This window comes from Desulfovibrio faecalis (assembly GCF_053570625.1).
The window spans coordinates 295,268-315,706 of record NZ_JBRBQR010000001.1 but is presented as its reverse complement, the minus strand read 5'-3'; the positions used below and the strand labels follow the sequence as shown (position 1 = coordinate 315,706).

General features: G+C 54.3%; 19 protein-coding genes. 13 read left to right on the top strand and 6 right to left on the bottom strand.

The annotated features are described in order from the left end of the window. Positions 1 to 201 precede the first annotated feature (201 nt). The 9 genes from gyrA to ACUZ79_RS01275 all read left to right on the top strand — a co-directional run bounded on the left by gyrA (position 202) and on the right by ACUZ79_RS01275 (position 12,060). Complete coding sequence (gene gyrA / locus ACUZ79_RS01315; RefSeq protein ID WP_449252153.1) at positions 202 to 2,748, top strand: DNA gyrase subunit A; 2,547 nt, start codon at positions 202 to 204, stop codon at positions 2,746 to 2,748. A 9-nt stretch (positions 2,749 to 2,757) separates the two neighbouring features. Further along, positions 2,758 to 3,570: a tetratricopeptide repeat protein gene (locus tag ACUZ79_RS01310; RefSeq protein WP_449250464.1), complete on the top strand. Its 813-nt coding sequence runs from the start codon at positions 2,758 to 2,760 to the stop codon at positions 3,568 to 3,570. A 5-nt stretch (positions 3,571 to 3,575) separates the two neighbouring features. Continuing rightward, positions 3,576 to 4,979, top strand: coding sequence for an amidophosphoribosyltransferase (gene purF, locus ACUZ79_RS01305; protein ID WP_240823275.1), 1,404 nt, complete (start codon positions 3,576 to 3,578; stop codon positions 4,977 to 4,979). Between the two features lie 57 nt (positions 4,980 to 5,036). After that, a complete protein-coding gene (hisS, locus tag ACUZ79_RS01300; protein WP_449250463.1) occupies positions 5,037 to 6,293 on the top strand; it encodes a histidine--tRNA ligase in 1,257 nt (418 codons plus the stop codon). Further along, entirely contained in the window at positions 6,286 to 8,160 is a 1,875-nt protein-coding gene (aspS, locus tag ACUZ79_RS01295) for an aspartate--tRNA ligase (RefSeq protein WP_449250462.1), read from the top strand. Before hisS ends, aspS begins: the two co-directional genes overlap by 8 nt. A gap of 15 nt (positions 8,161 to 8,175) precedes the next feature. Then, entirely contained in the window at positions 8,176 to 8,694 is a 519-nt protein-coding gene (gene def, locus ACUZ79_RS01290) for a peptide deformylase (protein ID WP_240823272.1), read from the top strand. Continuing rightward, positions 8,667 to 9,680: a methionyl-tRNA formyltransferase gene (fmt, locus tag ACUZ79_RS01285; protein WP_449250461.1), complete on the top strand. Its 1,014-nt coding sequence runs from the start codon at positions 8,667 to 8,669 to the stop codon at positions 9,678 to 9,680. The genes def and fmt overlap by 28 nt, the downstream gene beginning before the upstream one ends. Positions 9,681 to 10,025: 345 nt before the next feature. Continuing rightward, complete coding sequence (locus ACUZ79_RS01280; RefSeq protein WP_449250460.1) at positions 10,026 to 10,667, top strand: DUF116 domain-containing protein; 642 nt, start codon at positions 10,026 to 10,028, stop codon at positions 10,665 to 10,667. Between the two features lies 1 nt (position 10,668). Then, positions 10,669 to 12,060: a transcription antitermination factor NusB gene (locus ACUZ79_RS01275; RefSeq protein WP_449250459.1), complete on the top strand. Its 1,392-nt coding sequence runs from the start codon at positions 10,669 to 10,671 to the stop codon at positions 12,058 to 12,060. 102 nt (positions 12,061 to 12,162) lie between these two features. Here the strand turns inward: ACUZ79_RS01275 and ACUZ79_RS01270 are convergent, their stop codons facing one another. Further along, positions 12,163 to 13,107 carry a ParB/RepB/Spo0J family partition protein gene (locus ACUZ79_RS01270; RefSeq protein WP_449250458.1) on the bottom strand — a complete coding sequence of 315 codons (945 nt, stop codon included), beginning with the start codon at positions 13,105 to 13,107 and terminating at the stop codon, positions 12,163 to 12,165. A gap of 280 nt (positions 13,108 to 13,387) precedes the next feature. Between ACUZ79_RS01270 and ACUZ79_RS01265 the strand changes: the two genes are divergently transcribed. Further along, positions 13,388 to 13,900: a hypothetical protein gene (locus tag ACUZ79_RS01265; RefSeq protein WP_449250457.1), complete on the top strand. Its 513-nt coding sequence runs from the start codon at positions 13,388 to 13,390 to the stop codon at positions 13,898 to 13,900. Between the two features lie 8 nt (positions 13,901 to 13,908). On the opposite strand, the gene ACUZ79_RS01260 is transcribed toward ACUZ79_RS01265, so the two are convergent. Next, positions 13,909 to 14,697, bottom strand: a complete 789-nt coding sequence (locus tag ACUZ79_RS01260; protein ID WP_022659024.1) for a ParA family protein — start codon at positions 14,695 to 14,697, stop codon at positions 13,909 to 13,911. A gap of 306 nt (positions 14,698 to 15,003) precedes the next feature. Between ACUZ79_RS01260 and ACUZ79_RS01255 the strand changes: the two genes are divergently transcribed. From ACUZ79_RS01255 to ACUZ79_RS01245, 3 genes are read left to right on the top strand one after another with little or no spacing between them, the layout of a single operon-like run. Next, on the top strand, positions 15,004 to 15,393 hold the full coding sequence (locus tag ACUZ79_RS01255; protein WP_449250456.1) for a response regulator: 390 nt from the start codon (positions 15,004 to 15,006) through the stop codon (positions 15,391 to 15,393). Positions 15,394 to 15,420: 27 nt separating this feature from the next. Beyond that, entirely contained in the window at positions 15,421 to 16,227 is an 807-nt protein-coding gene (locus ACUZ79_RS01250; protein ID WP_449250455.1) for a DsbA family protein, read from the top strand. Between the two features lie 3 nt (positions 16,228 to 16,230). Continuing rightward, complete coding sequence (locus ACUZ79_RS01245) at positions 16,231 to 16,686, top strand: GNAT family N-acetyltransferase (protein ID WP_449250454.1); 456 nt, start codon at positions 16,231 to 16,233, stop codon at positions 16,684 to 16,686. Between the two features lie 96 nt (positions 16,687 to 16,782). Here the strand turns inward: ACUZ79_RS01245 and ACUZ79_RS01240 are convergent, their stop codons facing one another. The 4 genes from ACUZ79_RS01240 to ACUZ79_RS01225 form a co-directional block, all read right to left on the bottom strand. Beyond that, entirely contained in the window at positions 16,783 to 17,514 is a 732-nt protein-coding gene (locus tag ACUZ79_RS01240) for a MerR family transcriptional regulator (protein WP_449250453.1), read from the bottom strand. A gap of 104 nt (positions 17,515 to 17,618) precedes the next feature. Further along, positions 17,619 to 17,957, bottom strand: coding sequence for a C40 family peptidase (locus ACUZ79_RS01235; protein ID WP_240823669.1), 339 nt, complete (start codon positions 17,955 to 17,957; stop codon positions 17,619 to 17,621). Between the two features lie 434 nt (positions 17,958 to 18,391). Continuing rightward, positions 18,392 to 19,975, bottom strand: a complete 1,584-nt coding sequence (locus ACUZ79_RS01230; RefSeq protein ID WP_449250452.1) for an ammonia-forming cytochrome c nitrite reductase subunit c552 — start codon at positions 19,973 to 19,975, stop codon at positions 18,392 to 18,394. Next, positions 19,968 to 20,435, bottom strand: coding sequence for a cytochrome c3 family protein (locus ACUZ79_RS01225; protein ID WP_240823261.1), 468 nt, complete (start codon positions 20,433 to 20,435; stop codon positions 19,968 to 19,970). The genes ACUZ79_RS01230 and ACUZ79_RS01225 overlap by 8 nt, the downstream gene beginning before the upstream one ends. Positions 20,436 to 20,439: the final 4 nt, after the last annotated feature.

Sequence of the window (20,439 nt, the reverse complement as noted above, 5' to 3'; positions counted from 1 at the left end):
AATCCGTGTGGAACTGTCCTACACGGACAGTTCCACACGCTTTTCTGTGAATAAATCAAGCGTGAAGCGAAAATCAGGATTTTCAAGTTTTTCGCCGCATGACACGTAAAATGGGGATGCAGGAGGGTACAGGCCCTTTGCATCAGAAGGCCTTGCCCTTCCAGCCCCCAAATAACAGCAGCGAGGCCCGCAGTGGCAGATATGCAGCAGCCGCAGATCAGCATTGAAACAGAACTCCGCAAATCGTATCTGGAGTATTCCCTTTCGGTCATTATCGGGCGCGCCATCCCGGATGCGCGCGATGGCCTTAAGCCGGTTCACAGGCGTATTCTTTTTGCGCAGTACGAGCTTGCCAACAACTACAACCGTCCGCACAAAAAATCCGCGCGCATCGTCGGTGACGTCATCGGTAAATATCACCCGCATGGCGACTCTGCCGTGTATGACGCACTGGTGCGTATGGCGCAGGAATTTTCCATGCGCGATCCGCTGGTGGACGGGCAGGGCAACTTTGGCTCCATCGATGGTGATGCCGCTGCTGCCATGCGTTATACCGAAGTGCGCATGTCCAAGCTTGCCCAGGAGTTTTTGAACGACCTGGACAAGAACACCGTGGATTTTCGCCCCAACTACGACAACACCCTTCAGGAACCTACGGTCATGCCGAGCAAGGTTCCCAACCTGCTGCTCAACGGCAGCTCGGGTATTGCCGTGGGTATGGCCACCAATATTCCGCCCCACAACCTAGGGGAACTGTGCGATGCCCTGCAACTGCTGCTGGATAACCCGCAGTGCAGCATCGATGAACTCATGGATTATGTGAAAGGTCCGGACTTCCCCACCAGGGGTTTTGTCTACGCGGGCAAAGGCCTGTACGATGCCTATCACACCGGGCGCGGCACGGTTAAGGTGCGTGGCCGCATTGAAATTGAAGACCGCAAAAAGGGCGCGCAGAGTATCGTTATCCGCGAGATTCCCTTTGGGCTTAACAAAAGCTCTCTGGTGGAAAAAATCGCGGCTTTGGTCAATGACCGCAAGATTGACGGCATCACCGACCTGCGCGATGAATCCGACCGCAAGGGCATACGCATTGTTATTGACCTTAAGCGCGGCACCATCCCCGACATTGTGGTCAACGCCCTGTACAAGTTCACGCCGCTGGAAACGAGCTTTGGTATCAATATGCTGGCCGTGGTGGACAACCGCCCCCAGCTGCTGAACCTCAAGACGGCGCTTTCCTGCTTTGTGGATCACAGGCGTGAGGTGGTCATCCGCCGCACGCGCTACGATCTGGAAAAAGCCGAAGCCCGCGCGCACATTCTGGAAGGTCTGCGCATCGCCATCGACAATATCGATGAGGTGGTGGCCCTTATCCGCGCTTCCGCCAATCCGGAAGAAGCTCGTAATGCCCTGATGGAGCGCTTTGCACTTTCAGAAGTGCAGGCCAAGGCCATTCTTGAAATGCGATTGCAGCGTCTGACGGGTCTTCAGCGCGAAGAGCTGATGAACGAATACAAGGATCTGCTGCAGAAAATCGAATTTTACCGCTCCATTCTGGAAAATGCCGAAGTGCTGCGCAGCGAACTCAAGCGTGAGATTGCCGAAATCCGCGAAAATTTCGCCACTCCCCGCCGTACGGAAGTGCTGCGTGAAGCCCTGACCGATATTGATATTGAAGATCTCATCCCTGACGAAGAAGTGGTCATCACGCTGTCGCGCCGTGGCTACATGAAGCGTACCGGCCTTGAGAACTATCAGCAGCAGAAACGCGGCGGAAAGGGGATTGCGGCCCTGCACACTTCGGATGACGACTATGTGCAGGAATTTTTGTCCACCACCAATCACCAGTATCTCTGCCTCTTCACCAACAAGGGGCGCATGCACCAGCTCAAGGTGCATCAGGTGCCGGAGGGCAGCCGCACGGCCAAGGGCGTACATATCAACAATCTGTTGCCGCTTGAAGAAAACGAGTGGGTTACAACAGTTCTTGCCCTGCGCGAGTTTGCCGAAGACAAGTTCTTCCTGTTCATCACCAAGAGGGGCATGATCAAGCGTTCTTCCGCCTCGTTGTACGCCAAGTGCCGCAAGACAGGCCTTATGGCCGTTGGCCTGCGTGAGGACGATGAACTTGTGGTTGTGCGCCCCATCCGTGATAATAACCACATTGTTCTGGCTACCGCAGATGGCTTTTCCATCCGTTTTGCCTGCAACGATGTGCGGCCCATGGGCCGCGTGGCCACGGGCGTCAAGGGTATTGCCCTGCGCAGACAGGATTTTGTGGTGGCGGCGGTTATCGTCAAGGATATCGATCAGACCACCGAAATTATGTCCATTTCCGCAAATGGTTACGGCAAGCGCACCAGTGTTGATCTCTACCGCCTGCAGTCTCGCGGAGGCAAGGGCATCATTAACTTCAAGGTGACTGCCAAGACCGGGCCTGTGATCGGCGCCATGCCTGTGCGTGACAACGACGGGCTTATCCTGCTGACCTCGTCCAACAAGATCGTGCGCATCGGCGTTGACGATGTGCGCAGCAAGGGCCGCGCCACCATGGGTGTCATGCTCGTGCGTCTTGATGAAGGCGGTCATGTGGTGGGCTTTGACCGTGTGGACGAAGGCGGGCAGACCGGCAGGGACGCCAGTGCCGAGATGGACGATGACGATATGACCGATGTCGCTTCCGCTCCTGTTGTTGCCGAGCCTGAAGGGCTTGCGGACGACAGTGCGGACGATGACGGTGAAGAATAACCACAGCTGATGAGAATATTGCGGCGGGTTTGCGGTAAGGGTTTAACCCTGTGCCTGTGTCTGGTTTTTGCTGGCTTTTTGTGTGCTTGCAAAGACCAGAGCATGGTGGGCGATGACCTTTCCGCAGCCCGCACCGCAGTTTCTTTGCGTGATTGGTCCCTTGCCGAAAGGCTGCTTGAGCGTTATCTGCGTGAGGCACGGGATGCTGATTCGCGTTGGGAAGCGTGGCAGCAATTGCTGGTGGTTCTCAATGCCGCCGGGCAGGAACCTCGTGCCACCCTTGAATGCCTTGAAACCATGTTGGCGGAATTTGCAGACAATGACGCTAGAAGCGCCGTTATTTTGCGGCGCATGGGCGAGGTAAACGAAGGTTTGCGGCGTTATGGCCGTGCGGCTGACGCCTGGAATGCTTATATAGGACTTGCCGGGTTGTCGGCGGAGCAGACTGTGGATGGTTACCGCAGGCTGGCGGCCATGCAGTTCAACCTCCGCCGATTTGACGCAGGCGAAGATACCTTGCAACAGTGTCTTGCTCTGCCCATGGCGGATCATGACAAAATAATGTGCATGTACGACCTTGCCGACCAGAACATGGCAAGGGAACGCTGGCAGGATGTGTCTGACCTTTGCCAGCAGATACTGGACAGCGATCCGGACAAGATTCTGCGTGGTCTGGCGGGCTATTTGCTGGCTGATGCCCTTGAGCAGCTCGGTAAGGGTAAAGAAGCCCTGAAAAACTTTGAACTGGCCCGCGACGATTATCCCAATCCGTCGGTCATCGATAATCGCATTGCGCATCTGCGCAAAAAACTGAAGAAGTAAGGCCTATGATCAAGCACGAATGCGGCGTATTCGGCATTTATGACCACGAGGAAGCAGCTCGTCTGGCTTATTTCGGTTTGTATGCACAGCAGCATCGCGGACAGGAAAGCGCGGGCATAGTTACCTTTGACACCGACGGCGTACACGAACACAAGGGCATGGGCCTTGTGCCCGATGTTTTTTCAGAGGCGCATCTCAAGGCTCTGACAGGCAGAACGGCCATAGGTCATGTGCGTTATTCCACCACCGGGCGTTCCTCAAGCAGCAATGCCCAGCCCTTCCTTGCCCATTTCAAGGGGCGGGATGTGGTGCTTGCGCACAACGGTAATCTGGTCAATGCCGCGCAGTTGCGCGAAGACCTTGAAAACGAGGGCGCCATATTTTCTACCAGCAATGACACGGAAGTGTTCATGCATCTGCTGGTGCGCGCACTCAGGCATAACGACCTGCCCGGCGCAGTCAAGGAAACCTGCGCCCGGGTTCGCGGCGCGTACTGTCTGCTGGTTATGGTAGACGGTGTTATGGTGGCGGTGCGCGACCCGCACGGCTTCCATCCTCTTGCTTTTGGTCGCATGAACGGCAGCCCTGTGTTTGCCTCCGAAACATGCGCCTTTGATTTGCTTGAGGCCGATTTTGAACGTTCTGTGGAACCGGGCGAAATGATTATTGTAGACGGCAACAGCGTTCGCAGCGATCACCTTATGGGGCCGCTGCCCGAGAAGCCTCGCCAGTGTATTTTTGAGCTGGTCTATTTTGCCAGGCCCGACTCCTATATTTTTGACGAGCAGGTCTATCTGTGCCGCAAAAAAATGGGCTGGAATCTGGCTGACGAATCTGCGCCGGAAGTGGATTACGTGATGCCCTTTCCGGATTCGGGCATTTACCCTGCCCTTGGTTTTGCCCAGCGTTCCGGCTTGCCCTATGAGCACGCCATGATCCGCAACCACTATGTTGGGCGTACCTTTATCCAGCCTTCGCAGAGCATGCGCAGCTTTGGGGTGAGGGTTAAGATCAACCCAGTGCGTGAAATGATTGAAGGTAAGCGCATCTGCATCATTGACGACAGCATTGTGCGTGGCACCACCATGATGACCCGCGTCAAAAAGCTGCGGGAACTGGGGGCAAGAGAGGTGCACATCCGCATTTCCAGCCCGCCGGTCAAGTTTCCCTGCTTTTACGGCATAGACTTTTCTTCGCGCGGGGAGCTTATTGCGGCGCAGCATAATCTGGCGGAAATTACCCGCAAGCTGGATGTGGATTCTTTGCATTATCTCAGCATCGCTGGCTTGCTGGGTTCTGTGAGCAAGCCGCAGCATTACTGCATGGCCTGTTTCACTGGCGAATATCCCGTGCCTTGTGATGACTGCGCCGGAAAATTCAGCCTTGAATCCCCCTGCGCCAGCAGGTAGACCATTTCTTTCGCGCTGTCTTGCACGTCAGGGCAGCCAGTTTTTTATGAGGAAGCCATGAGTATCGCACGTATCAAGGGTTTTGCGGATATGTTTCCGCCGGACAGCGACCAGTTCACGCGCATTGAAAATACCGCGCGTCAGGTTTTTGGTCGCTACGGTTTTGTGGAACTGCGTACGCCGCTGCTGGAATTTACGGAACTTTTTTGCCGCTCCATCGGTGAGGAAACCGATGTGGTGCAAAAAGAAATGTATACCTTTCCTGACCGTAAGGGCCGTTCGCTTACCCTGCGGCCTGAAGCTACGGCTGGCGTTATGCGCGCCTATATCGAGAGCGGCCTGACCAACCGCGAACCTGTGAGCCGGCTGTTCACCACCGGCCCCATGTTCCGCTACGAGCGCCCGCAGAAGGGCCGCATGCGTCAGTTTCACCAGATCAACTGTGAGTGTCTTGGCAGCCACAGCCCCATGGCAGATGCAGAACTTGTCAGCATGCTGCTGCGCTTTTTGTTGGATCTTGGCCTTACGGATCTGACGCTCAAGATCAATTCCCTTGGCTGTTCTGAATGCCGTCCCAAATTCAAGGCGGCTTTGCTCGAATACCTTGCCGGAGTTGACAAGGACGCCCTTTGCCCGGACTGCGCCCGCAGGGTGGAAACCAACCCCTTGCGCGTGCTTGACTGCAAGCAGCCCGGCTGCCGCGCCATTACCGACAATGCCCCCAAACTTATTGATTACAATTGCCCTGAATGCCGCACCCACTTTGATACGGTGCTGGAACTGCTGCAAGGTCAGGGACTATCCTTTGAGCTTGATCACAGGCTTGTGCGCGGACTTGACTACTATTGCCGCACTACTTTTGAGGTGGTAAGCGGTAGCATTGGCGCGCAGGCTGCTGTGGCCGGCGGCGGCAGGTATGATGGCCTTGTGAAGAGCCTTGGCGGTCCTGATGTTCCGGGCGTTGGCTTTGCCTGCGGCATGGAACGCCTTGCCCTCATGATGGGCGAGGGCAGTGGCCAGGCAGCGGATTTTTATCTGGTTGCCATGGACGCGCAGAGCCGCGCTCAGGGCTGGCAGCTTGCCCAGGAGCTGCGTGACGCCGGGCTGACTGGCGAAATGAATTTCAGTGAAGGCGGCTTTAAAAGCCTTATGCGTCAGGCTGGAAAGTCCGGCGCCGGGCATTGTCTGATTATTGGCCCTGACGAAGCCGCTCAGGGCACAGTGGTCGTTAAAAACCTTGAAAGCGGCGAGCAGTGCTCTGTGCCGCAGTCGGGCGTACTCCAATTCTTGCAAACGGGAACCAACAATGACTGAACAGATGCAGACGCAGGACGCGCAGCAGGATGTGCAGCGCGAACACCAGAAATTTGTCACTGAGCTTGGTGACTGGCAGCGCAGCCATTCCTGCGGTCAGTTGACCATTACCAATGATGGTGAAGATGTTTGCCTGATGGGTTGGGTGCAGTACCGCCGCGACCACGGCGGCCTGATATTTGTCGACCTGCGCGACCGTGACGGTCTCACCCAGGTTGTTTTCAGCCCGGATATCGCTCCTTCTGCGCACGAAAACGCGCATATTCTGCGTTCGGAGTATGTGCTTGCGGTCAAGGGCAAGGTGCGTCCGCGCCCCGAAGGCATGGTCAACGCCAATATGGTCACTGGCCAGATTGAAATTGTGGCCCATGAGTGGAAGCTGCTCAATACTTCCAAGACGCCGCCTTTTGCTATTGAAGACCGCAGCGATGCTGGTGAAAACCTGCGCCTTACCTGGCGTTATCTTGATCTGCGCCGTCCGCGCATGCAGGCCAATCTGCGTCTGCGGCACAAGGTTTCGCAGGCCGCCCGCTGTTTTCTGGATGACAATGGCTTTACGGAAGTGGAAACCCCGGTGCTTACCAAATCTACTCCTGAAGGTGCGCGCGACTTTCTGGTGCCCAGCCGTTTGAACAACGGTGAATTTTACGCTTTGCCGCAGTCTCCCCAGTTGTTCAAGCAGCTGCTGATGGTTGCCGGCATGGAGCGTTACTTCCAGATCGTGCGCTGCTTCCGCGATGAAGACCTTCGTGCTGACCGTCAGCCTGAATTCACTCAGGTCGACCTTGAAATGAGCTTTGCCGATGAAGAACAGGTCATGGGCATTGCCGAAGGCCTTATGGCCCGCGTTTTCAAGGATGTGATGGGCAAGGACCTGACGCTTCCCTTCCCCCGCATGCCTTGGGACGAAGCCATGGCCCGTTATGGCGTGGACAAGCCCGACACCCGTTTTGGGCTTGAGCTTGTGGATATTACGGATATTGTGCGTGGCTCCGGTTTCAAGCTTTTTGCCACTGCGCAGCTGGTCAAGGGTATGAAGGTTCCCGGCGGCGAGTCCATGACCCGCAAAGAAATTGACGCCTTTACTGAATTCGTCAAGATTTATGGTGCTCAGGGTCTGGCCTGGATCAAGATCAAGGCCGACGAATGGCAGTCGCCCATCGCCAAGTTTCTTTCGGACGATGAGCGCAAGGGTATTGCTGAAGCGCTCGATCTTCAGGTCGGCGACATTGTCTTTTTCCAGGCGGGCGAGGCTTCAATGGTCAATGCCGCCCTTGGCAACCTGCGTGTGCATCTTGCTAACCATCTGAAGCTGATTCCTGAAAACAGTTTCAACTTCCTTTGGGTTACGGATTTTCCGCTGTACGAATACGACGAGGAAGCAAAGCGTTATGTGGCCTGCCACCATCCTTTCACCTCGCCTGCGCCTGGTCATATGGAACTGATGGTTACTGATCCTGCCAAGGTCCGCGCCCGCGCCTATGATATGGTGCTCAACGGCTGCGAAGTTGGCGGCGGTTCCATCCGTATCCACTCCGGTGAAGTGCAGCGCCGTATGTTTGAGGCCCTTGGCTTTACGCCTGAGCAGGCCGAAGAGCAGTTTGGCTTTCTCATTCAGGCGCTTGATCTGGGTGCGCCGCCCCATGGCGGTTTGGCTTTTGGCCTCGACCGTCTTGTCATGCTGCTTTCCGGTTCGTCCAGCATCCGTGATGTCATTGCCTTCCCCAAGACGCAGAAGGCGACCTGCCTCATGACCAACGCACCTTCCCCGGTGTCTTCGCGTCAGTTGCGGGATCTCGGATTGCGCTTGCGTGAAGTGCCCGGCGCAGAACAGAAAAAGGACGGCGCTACAGCCGACAAAGCTTAGGAGGCGAACGTCTGCATGATTCTCGATATTGTCACCTATCCTGACCCCAGGCTCAAAGAGGTTTGCGAACCTGTTGCCGAGGTGACGGACGACATTCGCCAGCTTGCAGCCGACATGCTTGAAACCATGTACGCTGCTCCCGGTGTGGGGCTTGCTGCGCCGCAGGTTGGGCGCAACATCCGCATGCTTGTGATGGATCCTGCCATGAAGGACGAGGAAAAGCAGCCCAGGGTGCTGATTAACCCTGTGCTGACCCTCTCCGGCGAAGAAGTTCTGAGTGAACAGGAAGGCTGCCTTTCTGTCCCCATGAACTACAGGGCCGATGTCAAGCGCATGAGCAATGTGCATCTGCATGCAATGGATCTGGACGGCAATATCATCGATGAGGATCTGGACGAGTTCCCGGCTATTATTATCCAGCATGAATATGACCATCTGGACGGCATTCTGTTTATTGACAAAATAAGCCGGCTGCGCCGCACCCTGTACGACAGCAAGGTGAAAAAATGGCTCAAACGAAAAAGTGCCGTATAGTCTTTATGGGAACGCCCGAGTTTGCCGCCGCCAGCCTGAAAAGGCTGGCGGCCTGGCCTCGTGGCGAAATTGTGGCTGTCTACACCCAGCCGGACAGACCAGCAGGGCGCGGCCACAAGCTTTCGGAATCGCCAGTCAAAAAGCTCGCCTTGCAACTTGGGCTGCCTGTCATGCAGCCTGCCAGCCTGAAAGGTGCCGAGGCACAGGCTGAGCTGGCGGCTTTCAAGCCTGATCTGCTGGCTGTGGCGGCTTATGGCCTCATTTTGCCGGATGCCGTCCTTGGCATGCCTACGCTTGATACCATCAATGTTCATGCTTCGCTTTTACCTGGCCTGCGAGGTGCTGCACCCATTCAGCGGGCAGTTATGGAAGGCTGGCAGCCTGGCGCTCGTGCTGGTATTTCCATCATGCGCATAGTGCGCAAACTTGATGCCGGGCCCGTTTTTGCAACAGATGGCCTGCCCATTGGCGAGCATACGGCAGGTTCCCTGCACGATGCCCTTGCTGGCATAGGCGCAGAACTGCTTGTGCGCGTTTTTGACGATATCCTTGACGGCAAGGCGCAGGCAGTGGAGCAGGACGATACGCTCGCCACCCATGCTCCTAAAATTTCCAAGGAAGACGGCTTTATTGACTGGTCGCTTCCTGTCGCCCAGGTTCATGCCCGGGTACGGGGAGTTACCCCCTGGCCAGGAGCGCGCACTGTACTGGAAACTGTGGACAGCGATGGCATGCAGCGCGAAGCGCTTTCGCTCATTCTTGCCCCGGGCAGGGTGGGGGAATCTGCACAAGGGCATACCCCCGGTGCATTGCGTGTTGATGCAGACGGTTTGAGCATAGCCTGCGCTGATTGCTGGTATGTGCTGTCTACCGTCAAACCTCATGGTAAAAAAGAGATGTCCGCACGCGATCTGCTCAACGGAGTGTTGCGCGGTTTGCCAAAGGGTGTTTGCGGTCTGGCAAGAATTCCCGAACCTGGGGAGTGATGGTTTTTTTCCGCAATGGGTGTTTTTAATGAGGCTCTTTTGAGCCTCGTTTTTTCTTTTTTTGACCTATGTATCGCGTTGCGACCTTGCGCTTTCCATAGGGTCAGTTTTGTGCGAATTTGAGGCTCATGACTGTTTTTTGCTTCTGATTTTTCAAACCGAGGCCACATGTTTCGTAAATCGCCCTTTTCTTTGCCGCCAGAGCAGTATGGTGGAGCGCGAAAGCGCGTTTTTATCGGGCTCATGCTTGCCTCGTGCCTTCTGCTGTGCCTCGGGGTTGCTTTTTTTCTTATTCTGCCGTGGATTGGCTTTTTCTCAACGCAACACTGGCTTCCATCGCTCAGTATGGGTTTTGGTTTTGTTGTCATTGTGGCCCTGTTGTGGCTTTGTATTATTCTTATCTTTCATATTTATACAGGAAAATCATTGCCGGGTGTGGACAGTGTGCGGCATGTCACCATTCGTCTTTTTTTTCCGCTTATGGAATTGCTTGCAAAGGCAGTTGGGATTGACAGGGGAAGAGTGCGCCGAAGCTTTATTAAAGTGAACAACGAGCTTGTTCTTGCCAGTGGCTGTACGGCGCAGCCGCAGGAGCTTTTGCTGCTTTTACCGCATTGCGTTCAGCAGGCCTTGTGCCCGCAAAGGCTCGTCCACAATCCGGACAATTGTCAGCGCTGCGGTAAATGTCCGGTTGGTGAGTTGCTTGCATTGAGGGACAAATATGGTGTGCGGCTTGCCATAGCCACGGGCGGCACCATTGCCCGCCGCATTGTGGTGCAAACTCGCCCGCGCTGCATTATTGCTGTTGCTTGCGAACGTGACCTTACATCCGGCATTCAGGACAGTTACCCTTTGCCTGTCTTTGGTGTTCTTAATCAGAGGCCGCATGGGCCGTGCGTTGATACGCTTGTGCCTATGAAGGCGCTGGAAGACGCTGTGCGTATTTTTCTTGGCCTTTCACAACCCTTGAATCAGGGCAGGGCATAACATGGCTACAATCCGCGCTGCCCAATCAGGCTCTGCGCCCTTGCCTGGGAAAATTCGCAAGCTTTCCCCTACGGCCCGGCATTGCGCACTGTGGGCTTTGTTGCTGGCAGATACTGGCATGACAGCCCAGCAGGCACTTGCAGCGGCTTTGCCCAGTGCTTCCACAACCGCTTCCAGCTCAGAAACTTCAGGCCTTGCCCCGGTTGAACGCAATCTGTGTTCAGAGCTCGTATACGGATACCTGCGAACGGAACTTCGCATTGCGTTTATTTTATCCAGAGTGCTGCCGCGCCCGCAATCCTTGCCACGCCCTTTACTTCATGTGTTGGGCCTTGCTGTTTACGGACTGCTTTTTCAGTCCAAGGTGCCGGACTATGCCGCTGTTTTTAGCGCTGTAGAGACTGCACGGGCCTTGTATGGTCAAGGGCTGGCCCGTGTGGCCAATGGGGCTTTGCGTTCAGTACAGCGCCTTGCAGACGCCCCCATGCATGAAGATTTTTATCTGTCCAAGGATGCCGAGTTCGGATGTGCGGAGCACATGGGACTTTTTTATTCTTTGCCGCTGTGGATTATGGGGCATTGGTACAAGCACTACGGGCGTGATGCCGCCTTGCAGCTTGCACGACGGTCGTTTGAGCGCCCCTGGAACGCGGTGCGTCTCAATGCGCAACATTCAGATGCCGTGGTATTGCGTGAGGCATTGCTCGCCTGTGGTGGAGAAGCTGTGGGGCAGTGGGGGATTGCTTTTGCGCCGGGTGTGCAACCGACATCTGTTTGTGGTCAGTCGCTGCACGACTTTCAAAATGAAGGTGCGCTTTCTTATCAATCCGCAGGTTCACAGCTTGTTCTTGAGGAGCTTGGTCTCTACGGTTGGGATAAACCCGTTTGGGATGTCTGCGCTGGTTTTGGCGGGAAGACTGTTGCCCTGCTTGAGCGGGAGGTTGCGGTTTCTTTTGCTACAGACCGCAGCATGCTGCGTCTTTCGGGTTTGCCGGGTCAGTGCCTGCGGCTTGGTCTTGCTTGCCCATCTGTTGCTCTTGCCGATGCAGTCAAACCGCCGCTCAAATACTGGGATGGGCATCTGCTTGTGGACGCTCCCTGTTCCGGACTTGGCGTGCTTGCCCGCAGGCCAGATATACGCCGTAGGCCCCCGCAAGAAGCCATCGAACATCAGAGTTTGCAGCAATCCATTTTACGCAGTCTCGCAACAAAGGCGCGTTCGGGTAGCCAGATAGCCTACATTACCTGCACTCTTCGGCCCAATGAGAATGAAAAGCAGATTGAACAACTTGTCCGTGAAGTAGACGGCTTGCAGGTGCTCAGGCAGTGGCAGACACCACACGAACACCCCTGGCTTGAAGGCATGTTTGGTGCGCTCTTGGTCAAGGCCTGATCTCTTCAAAAAAAGATAAGCGCAATGCGGAATGCTCCGGTTGCGCTTATCTTCGTATTAGCTGGGCAGGGTATCTGTTCTGTCCGCGTAATCTCTCGCTGCTTATTCAGCGGTATTTTCTGTAGAATCTTCTTCTGCTTCCGCCAGGCTCACTCCAAGTTTTTGCAAGAGTTGTTCAAGCTCTTCACGGCTGCCGTATGCAAACGCAATGCGGCCGCTATTTTCGTCTCCGCTTACCTGCGTTTTGCAGCCAATGCTGGAGCAAAGATTCATTTGCAGGGTCTTGAACTGCGGGCTTTTCTTTCTTGGTGCCTTGGCGCGGGGTTGCGGACTTGTGTCTTCCTGTTCCCAGGGCAAGGCGTTGTGTCCCCGCCAGTAGGCGGCGGCGTCTTCTGCTTCGCGCACGGTCAGTTTATGGCTCAGGATGCGCTGGCGCAAGGCTTCGGAAGCAATAGGGGCGTCAATGCCCAGCAGGCAGCGCGCGTGCCCCGCGCTGAGCAAGCCAGCCTGAATGTCGGCCCGTGCCGTTGCGCTCAATTGCAGTAAACGCAATGCGTTGGCTATAGCTGGGCGGCTTTTGCCAAGTCGGCTCGCCAGTTCTTCCTGCGTTAGCTCTAGGGCATCCCGCAAGGCCTGCAGGGCTTCAGCTTCTTCAATGGGGTTGAGGTCTTCGCGCTGCAGGTTTTCAATAAGAGCAGCGGCCATAACCTCCTTGTCGCTCAACTGGCGCACATAAACGGGTACTTCTTTGAGCCCTGCCAGTTGCGCGGCACGCCAACGGCGCTCGCCAGCTACAATCTGATAGGTATTTTCTCCACCCAGAGGGCGCACAAGCAGCGGCTGGATAATTCCTTGCGATTTTATGGAATCGGCCAGTTCCCGCAATGCGGCATCGTCAAAGTGTCTGCGCGGCTGATTGGGGTTGGGATGCAATGCCGTAATCGGCATCAGGTTTACGGAGCTTTCCTGTCCTTGCGGTTCCTGTTTTGGCGCGGTTCCACCAAACAGTGCGTCAAGCCCTCTGCCCAATCCCTTGCTGCTGCTCATTTCTCTTCCTCCAGCATAAGCTGTGGTTGCGGCAATACAACCAGTGTTCCGGGCGCAGTGGTGCAGGCCCGTTGCCAATGCGGATTGCTGTTTCAGCAAACCGCTTGCGTGATTGCCTTCATTCAAATTTTGTATATGTCCAAATTTGCTGCACGATGCAGGGGCATTTTTTGAGTCGCAAGCTCATTGCGTAAAACACCCTAACTTCGTTGTTGTCACCTTGACATTTGCCCTTGGGGCGCGGCACCTTATGCGCTATTGTTTTCTGGCAGAAACCTGCATGGCTTGTTTAGTTGCGCAATGGGCGGTTTTGCCCTTGTGTGTGGCGTTTTTTGTGTTCCAAAGCTCTTCTTTGGTTCTGTTCCGATTCTTACTTCAAGGACTAGTTATGCTGGATAACCCGCAGCTTCAGTACATCACCGACATTAAGGGCAATATTTCTTCTGTGATCATTCCTTGGCCCCTCTGGGAAAAAATGGAGCCCAAGGTTCGCAGCATTTTGGCAGCCGACGCAAAGCCGCAAGAGCTTGAACAGGCCGCCGGCCCGCTGGAAAGTTTTGAAGAACTCATGAAGTTTTGGGATTTCAAGTATCCCTACAGCCCTTCAGTTATCTGCCCCCACTGTGCTGCCAGCACCGAGGATTGGCGTAATGATCCGCAACGTCCTTTTATCCTGACCAACGCAAACGTTGGCGGCCTGCTTGTTTTTCATTGCCGCGCTTGCGGAACCACAATCAGGCAGAAGCATTTTCATAAACACGTTGCGCTTGAGCATACCACGCCCAAAGAATAATCCTTGGCTTATTGCAGAACCGTATTTTTTTTGCTTGGTCTGCGCAGTACAATCTCTTTGGCCAAGCCAAGGTAGGCTTCCGCACCCTTTGATTTAATATCATAGTGGATGATGGACTTGCCGTGGCTGGGAGCTTCAGAAAGGCGCACGTTGCGGGGAATAACTGTTTCAAAGAGGTGCTCGGGGAAGCAGCGGCGCACTTCGTTTTTAACTTCGCGAGTCAGGCGATTGCGCGTGTCATACATGGTCAGCACCACACCCAGCAGAGAAAGATCCGGGTTGAGTCTTTTTTTCACCTGCTCGTAGGTTTGCAGCAGTTTGACGATGCCTTCAAGTGCAAAAAATTCACATTGCAGGGGAATGAGCAGTTCGCGTGACGCGCAGAGGGCGTTGAGTGTCAAAAGTCCCAGAGAAGGAGGGCAGTCGAGGATGATATACTCATAGTCGTTGCGCACGCTTTTGAGGCATTCGTCCAAAAAAAATTCGCGAGCCATTTTGTCTACAAGTTCCAGCTCAACGGCCACCAGGTTGGTACTTGCGGGCAAAATATCCAGAAATGGAGAGCGACTTTTGGCTATATTTTCTTTCAGCTTTTCTGGTTCATAAAAGGTGTTGTACAGGTCGCCGTGCAGGTCTTCCTGGTGCAGGCCTATTCCGCTTGTGCTGTTAGCCTGCGGATCGCAATCAACGAGCAGAACTTTTTTTTCCATGACTGCAAGGGCAGCGGAAAGGTTGATGGCAGTGGTGGTTTTGCCTACCCCGCCTTTTTGATTTGCGATGGAAATAATGCGCGCCATTGAGGCCTCCCAGTCATTTTGACTGATTTTAGAGGAGCTGTTGCTTCAACCGTCAGGTGAACCTGTCAGGAGCAGATACGTCAACGAGCATGAAATTTTGGCTTTGCCACCTTTTTTCATGGTTCACTTGAAGAGAAAAACTTCGTGTTTCACATGAAACATGGGGCGGTACACTGAAAGCTTCAATGGGTTGTTTGTAAAAGAGAGTAGTGAGAGCGTCAAGGCTTAAAGCAGATTGAGCAACAAAACTTGCCCCGAAAAATTAAAGCGCGTAAAAAAAAGCACAATCTCTTGGCTGGAGAAATTATGGAACTAGCAAAAGTGCTGTTGGTTGATGATGAATCAGATGTAACGCGGATACTCTCCAAGCGCCTTGGTCGTCGGGGGTATGAGTGCCAATCCGCTGCTAACGGACAAGAAGCCGTTGATGCCATGGAGCAGTTCCCATTTGGCATTGTAATCATGGATGTAAAAATGCCTGTTATGGATGGCATGTCCGCCTTGCAGATTATCCATTCCCGCTGGCCAAAGACCCAGGTGATCTTGCTTTCGGGGCATGCAGACATGCAACTTGCGGTTCAGGCAATGAGTGAAGGGGCGTTTGGCTACTTGATGAAGCCTGTTGACATTGATGAACTGCTCTTTAAAATTGAGGATGCCGCAACCCAGATTCGCCTTGAGGCGGAGCAGGGCTAAGCGAGCGCGCAGAAAATGAGGAAAGTTATGTTCAATAAAAAAATGATGGCGTCCTTTCTATTGGCTTCAACCATGGCTGCCGGGGTTGTGCCTGGTATGTGCGCCATTGCAAATGCTGTGGAAGTTACGGAAGAAAACCTGCCCAAGCTGCTTGAAAAACTGTTCCGTGAGCGGCCAGAGCTGGTCATGGATGTGTTGCGCAGGCAAAGCGAGTCAGTGCTTGATATTGCTCAGCAGGGGTCGAATTTGCGCCGTCAGCACAGCCTTGAGGCTCAGTGGGCGCAAGACATGAAGGTGCCCAAAACGGTTAAAACCGAAGGGCGTCCGGTTATGGGCGCACCCAAGGCCAAGGTGCGTATTGTAGCCTTTTCTGATTTTACCTGCCACTTCTGTCAGCAAGCATCCAAAACTGTGGACGCCATTTTGCAGGAATACGGCAAGGACGTGAGCCTTGTTTTCAAAAACATGCCGCTGGACGACAAGGGCCCTGCCAATATCGCTTCGGCATATTTTGTCGCCATATCGCAGCAGAGTGAGGAAAAGGCCTGGCAGTTCTATAAGGCACTCTTTGCCGACAGAGATAAGCTCATTGCCGAGGGGGAAGCCTTCTTGAAAAAGACGGCTGAAGGCCTCAATGTGGACATGAAGCGACTTGCCAAGGATGTGCACAGCAAAAAGGTTACTGACATCATCGCTGAAGATCAGATGGATGCCCAGAAGCTCGGCATTGAGGGAACTCCATACTTCCTCGTGAACAATCTGGTGGTTCGCGGTGCCCTGCCGCTTGATCTCTTTAAGAGCGCCGTTGATATGGCGCTGAAAAACAGCAAATAGCAGATGATAATCCTGCCAGTCAGTGAATCTGATCTGCCGCAGATTTTGGCCCTGCAAAAGGCCGCTTTTGAAAGCGAAGCGAGGCTGGTAGAAAATTGGGATATTCCGCCTCTCACGCAAACGCTTGACGAGCTAGTGGAAGAATGGCGCATTGGTGTCATGCTCAAGGCCTTAAATGGGCAGACGCTGGCAGGAACGGTCAGGGCGCACCTTGCGGATGACACTGCCTACATTGGCCGCCTTGCGGTACTGCCGCAATGGCAGGGCAGGGGGTGCGGTTCTTCACTGATGACGGCAATTTTGTCCGCAGTTAAGGCCGCCCGTTATGAACTCTTCACCAGCGCAAAGAGTAACCGCAATTTGCGGTTATACGAAAAATTCGGGTTCGTGCCGTATAAAAAGGCCCAAACCGCAAACGGTGTTGAGCTAATCTGGCTGGAAAAAATCAGTAAGCCCTGATGTGAGTGACACACCTCAGAGTGATGTTCTGAAGAGTATTCTGCAAGCAAAAAGGCCGCGCAATAGCGCGGCCTTTTACATGCTCATTGGCAAATTTCATTCTGATTGGCCTGATCCACCGCGATTGCGGATAACCTTGGTCATCCAGGAGCGCAACTGCTCAAGGTCGGCTTGTTGCGTTTTTTCGGACGAATCAAGCAGAACGCGCAAGTTTGCAACTTCCTGGCGCAGCTGCCCAACCTCTGGCGCTGTGTTGCCACTTGGGGCGGGAAGTCGCTGCACAACAAGTTGCAGCAGGTGGGCAATCCCTTCAATTGCGCTTGTCTGGCGCTCCAGAATCTGGAGAGCAGCTGAAGGGAAATAGTCATTGCCTGAGGGGACTTCAGCAATGGCTGGGGAAGAGTCAGCATCCGCAACCGCAACGGCATTTCGCGGAAAGCGCGCGTTAAGCGCATCTTCAACCGCCGCTGCCGTGCGGGATTTTTGCATCTGCTCAAGCACAGCCGCAATGACATCCAGCGTTTCTCGGCGATAACGGCGCCTGCGGCCGTCGCCAACACTGGGAATAAAATGGGCAAACCGTTTGCAGTAATAGCGGGTGGTAGATTCAGGCAAGGAAAAATGGCGCGAAATATCCGCAATACTCAACAGGCTTTCAGCAACTACAGCCTTGCGAGCCATGTCTCCTCCCGCGCCGGGCAAAGGACGCCTGAAAGACGCTGCGAGGCGCGTCACCCGGCAATTTGAATCGGATAAAAGGAGTGGGCAGAAACGGAAGTCAGCAACAAAGTGATTCCGATGTAATTCTTTTTGAGATACTCCAAACAAAATTTAATAGCAAGTCAGCAAACAGAAAAGGCGGTACAGACTATGCCGTTACCGCCAATAAAATAAACAACTGCGTGGTTACGCGGTGGCGCTGCTGCTGCTGATCAGTACACAACCCGCCTTACCGCGATAAGTTTGTTGCGCCAGTATGGCACATCAAGGCTCTCAACCCTCACATTTTCGCCGCGTCTGGGGCTGTGGATAAAGGAATTGCCGCCAGCATAGATGCCAGTGTGCAGCCCCCTCGGGCCTGAGCCTGTGCGGAACACCAAAATATCGCCCTGTCGAGCTGCTGTAAGCGGAATCTGTTGCCCTGTATGCGCCTGATCAGATGTTATGCGCGGTACTTTTACGCCGTTTTGCTTGTATGCCCACCAGATCAAACCGGAGCAGTCAAAGCCCTTTTGTGGTGACGCGCCGCCGGGTCTATATTTTGTGCCCATCTGCGTATAGGCAGTTTTAACCACTTTGCGCGCTGATTCAGGGGCAGGGCCGCCATCGGGCGCGGATCTGAAAGCTCCGCAACCTGTCAGAAGTACGGCGCATGTCAAGAGCAGCGCAATGTTGCGCCATCTTCGCCAAGTGTTTGAGTGTATTGCTGCTTCCATGCTGCAACCTACTGTGTTTGCAAACAATTTTGCAAAAGTCAAAAATATAACACATATGTGCTGCATAGGATTAAGCAATTTGTGTGCCTGATCGGCAGGCTGCGAGGAGTATTGTTGGCAGGCCAAAAATAATAATGGACTAACAAGCTGCAATAACAACAGTATTCATACTTTGAAAGATCAAAACAGCAAGGCCCTGTATAAGGGCCTTGCTGTTTAAGGGATTATGCAGAGTCCGCGTAGCCGCGTGGCCTGCAAACAACTGATGGTTACTGGGCAGGTTTTGCCTCAGAAGTTATCCTTGTCTGGTTGTCCCAAACTTGATCAGCCTTTGGCAACGTGGGCAGCAGCTTGGTCCAGGGGTTCTTCTTGAGGAATTCGGGGTCCTGCTGGAGCTTGCGGCTCATTTCCAGAATGGGCGGCACGGTTTCCTTGATATCCTTGGAAAGCGGTTCAGCGATGCCAAAATCCGTTGCCTTGGTGGCGAGGTCAACGGCCTTCTGGCTGCATTCCATGGAGGTCATGAGCGTATCAAGCGTCTTGGCGGGGTTGTGGAAACCAACGCTGTTTTCCGCAGAAACGTAATCCCAGAACAACTGGCCCTTGCGCACCATTTCGCGCGCTTCAGTCATCAGGGCGTCGTAATCGGCTGCGCGCTTGCCTTCGTAGGCATTGGCAAGACGAACGGCTTCATGTGCCTTGACCGAGATTTCCTGCGCTTTCAGCAGTTGGTCAAAGGCCTTTTTCTGGGTGTATTCTACGCGACCGCGCAGGTAGTCGGCGGTCTTGTCGGCGTGGCACTGGCGGCAGGCGCGCAGTTCCGGATCCTTGAGGGGCGAGGTCATCCAGTGACTGGAAACCTTTTTGCCGCCTTCACGCATGTAGGGCATGTGGCAGTCGGCGCAGGCAACGCCCGCAGCACCGTGGGGGCCGTCCTGGAACATTTCATAGTCAGGATGCTGCATCTTGATCATGCCGACTTTGGAGGCCGCGTGCGTCCAGTCAACAAAAGGCCCGGGCTTGCCATCGGCGTTCTTGGGGCCGTGGCCCTTGTAGTACTGATACATGTCTTCGGGGTTAAAGCCATTATCCCAGGGGAACACAGGCTTGGCGGCTGGGCCGTTGTCCTTGTGGGTAAAGTAGTACTCCACGTGGCACTGGGCGCACACAAGGCTGCGCTTCTGGTTGCGTGAAAGCTTGGCCCAGTCTTGACCGCTGCGCTTCAACCAGTCTTTGAGAGGTTCGGAATAGGGGCGCAGTTCCATGGTCACAGGATCGTGGCAGTTGGCGCAACCAATGGTTTCATCCATCTCATTGATCTTGTCCTTGTTACGGAATTCATTGACGTCCTTGGACCAGAAGGCATCACCGTACTGCTTGACCCATTCCATCATCTTGGGGGTTTTGCAGTTCCAGCAGGTGGCGGGCAGGCTGCCCTTGCCGTCGGCGGCAAAGCGGTTGATGCGGTCAATGTTGAGAAAATCTTCAACGGCGTAGGTGTGCCCACGTGCTTCATTGTACTCGTACATGAAGTGATAACCCAGCCACAGATTCTTGAGATAGGGCTGGGCATGCTTGAAGCCCTTGGGCAGGGGATTAACGTTGTCGTTCTTGTGGTAGGGTATGGAACCCTTGTATTCGGTCATGACCGAGGATTCGTTGTTCTTCATGTACGAGGCGTACTGCTGCGGAAAATCTTTCTGGAAAGCAGAAATACGAGTTTCGCTTTCAGGAATGGAAGTTTTGTACTTGGGGGGCTTAAGGTCTGTGGAAACATCCTGACAGCCCGCAAGCAAAGCTATGCCAAGCAGGGCCGCCACTCCCAGGGCCTTGTGTATGTTGCTCTTAGTCATTGGCTACCGTCCTTGTGCTTATAGGCATCATGCGCATGTGGGCCATACCCTTGTGGCAATCCACACAGTAGGGCTTGGCGTCCATGCTGGCCACATTGACATTGGTCTGACTATGGCAGGCCATGCAGTTGGCATTGACCACATCCCTGGTGCGAACGCTCAAAGGACGCGGAATGTCGTGGCCTGAAACATTGCCGATAAAGTCACGCAGACCTTCCTGGGCCTTGAACGGCAGCTTGGCCAGCAGATTATGCGGGGCATGGCACTCATTGCAGGAAAGTTTGGCGTGTGATCCCATTTTCTGGGTCACTGCAGCTTCCTGCATTATGTGACAACTGGCGCAAAAGGGTCGCTGGTCAGTTGTCGTCATGGCGTACGCAAGCACACCCAAAAGCACCATTCCCGCCGCAACGCCGCCCAACAGCACCTTAAGCCATGGTCCATTGCGGGGTGTTCCCATAGAG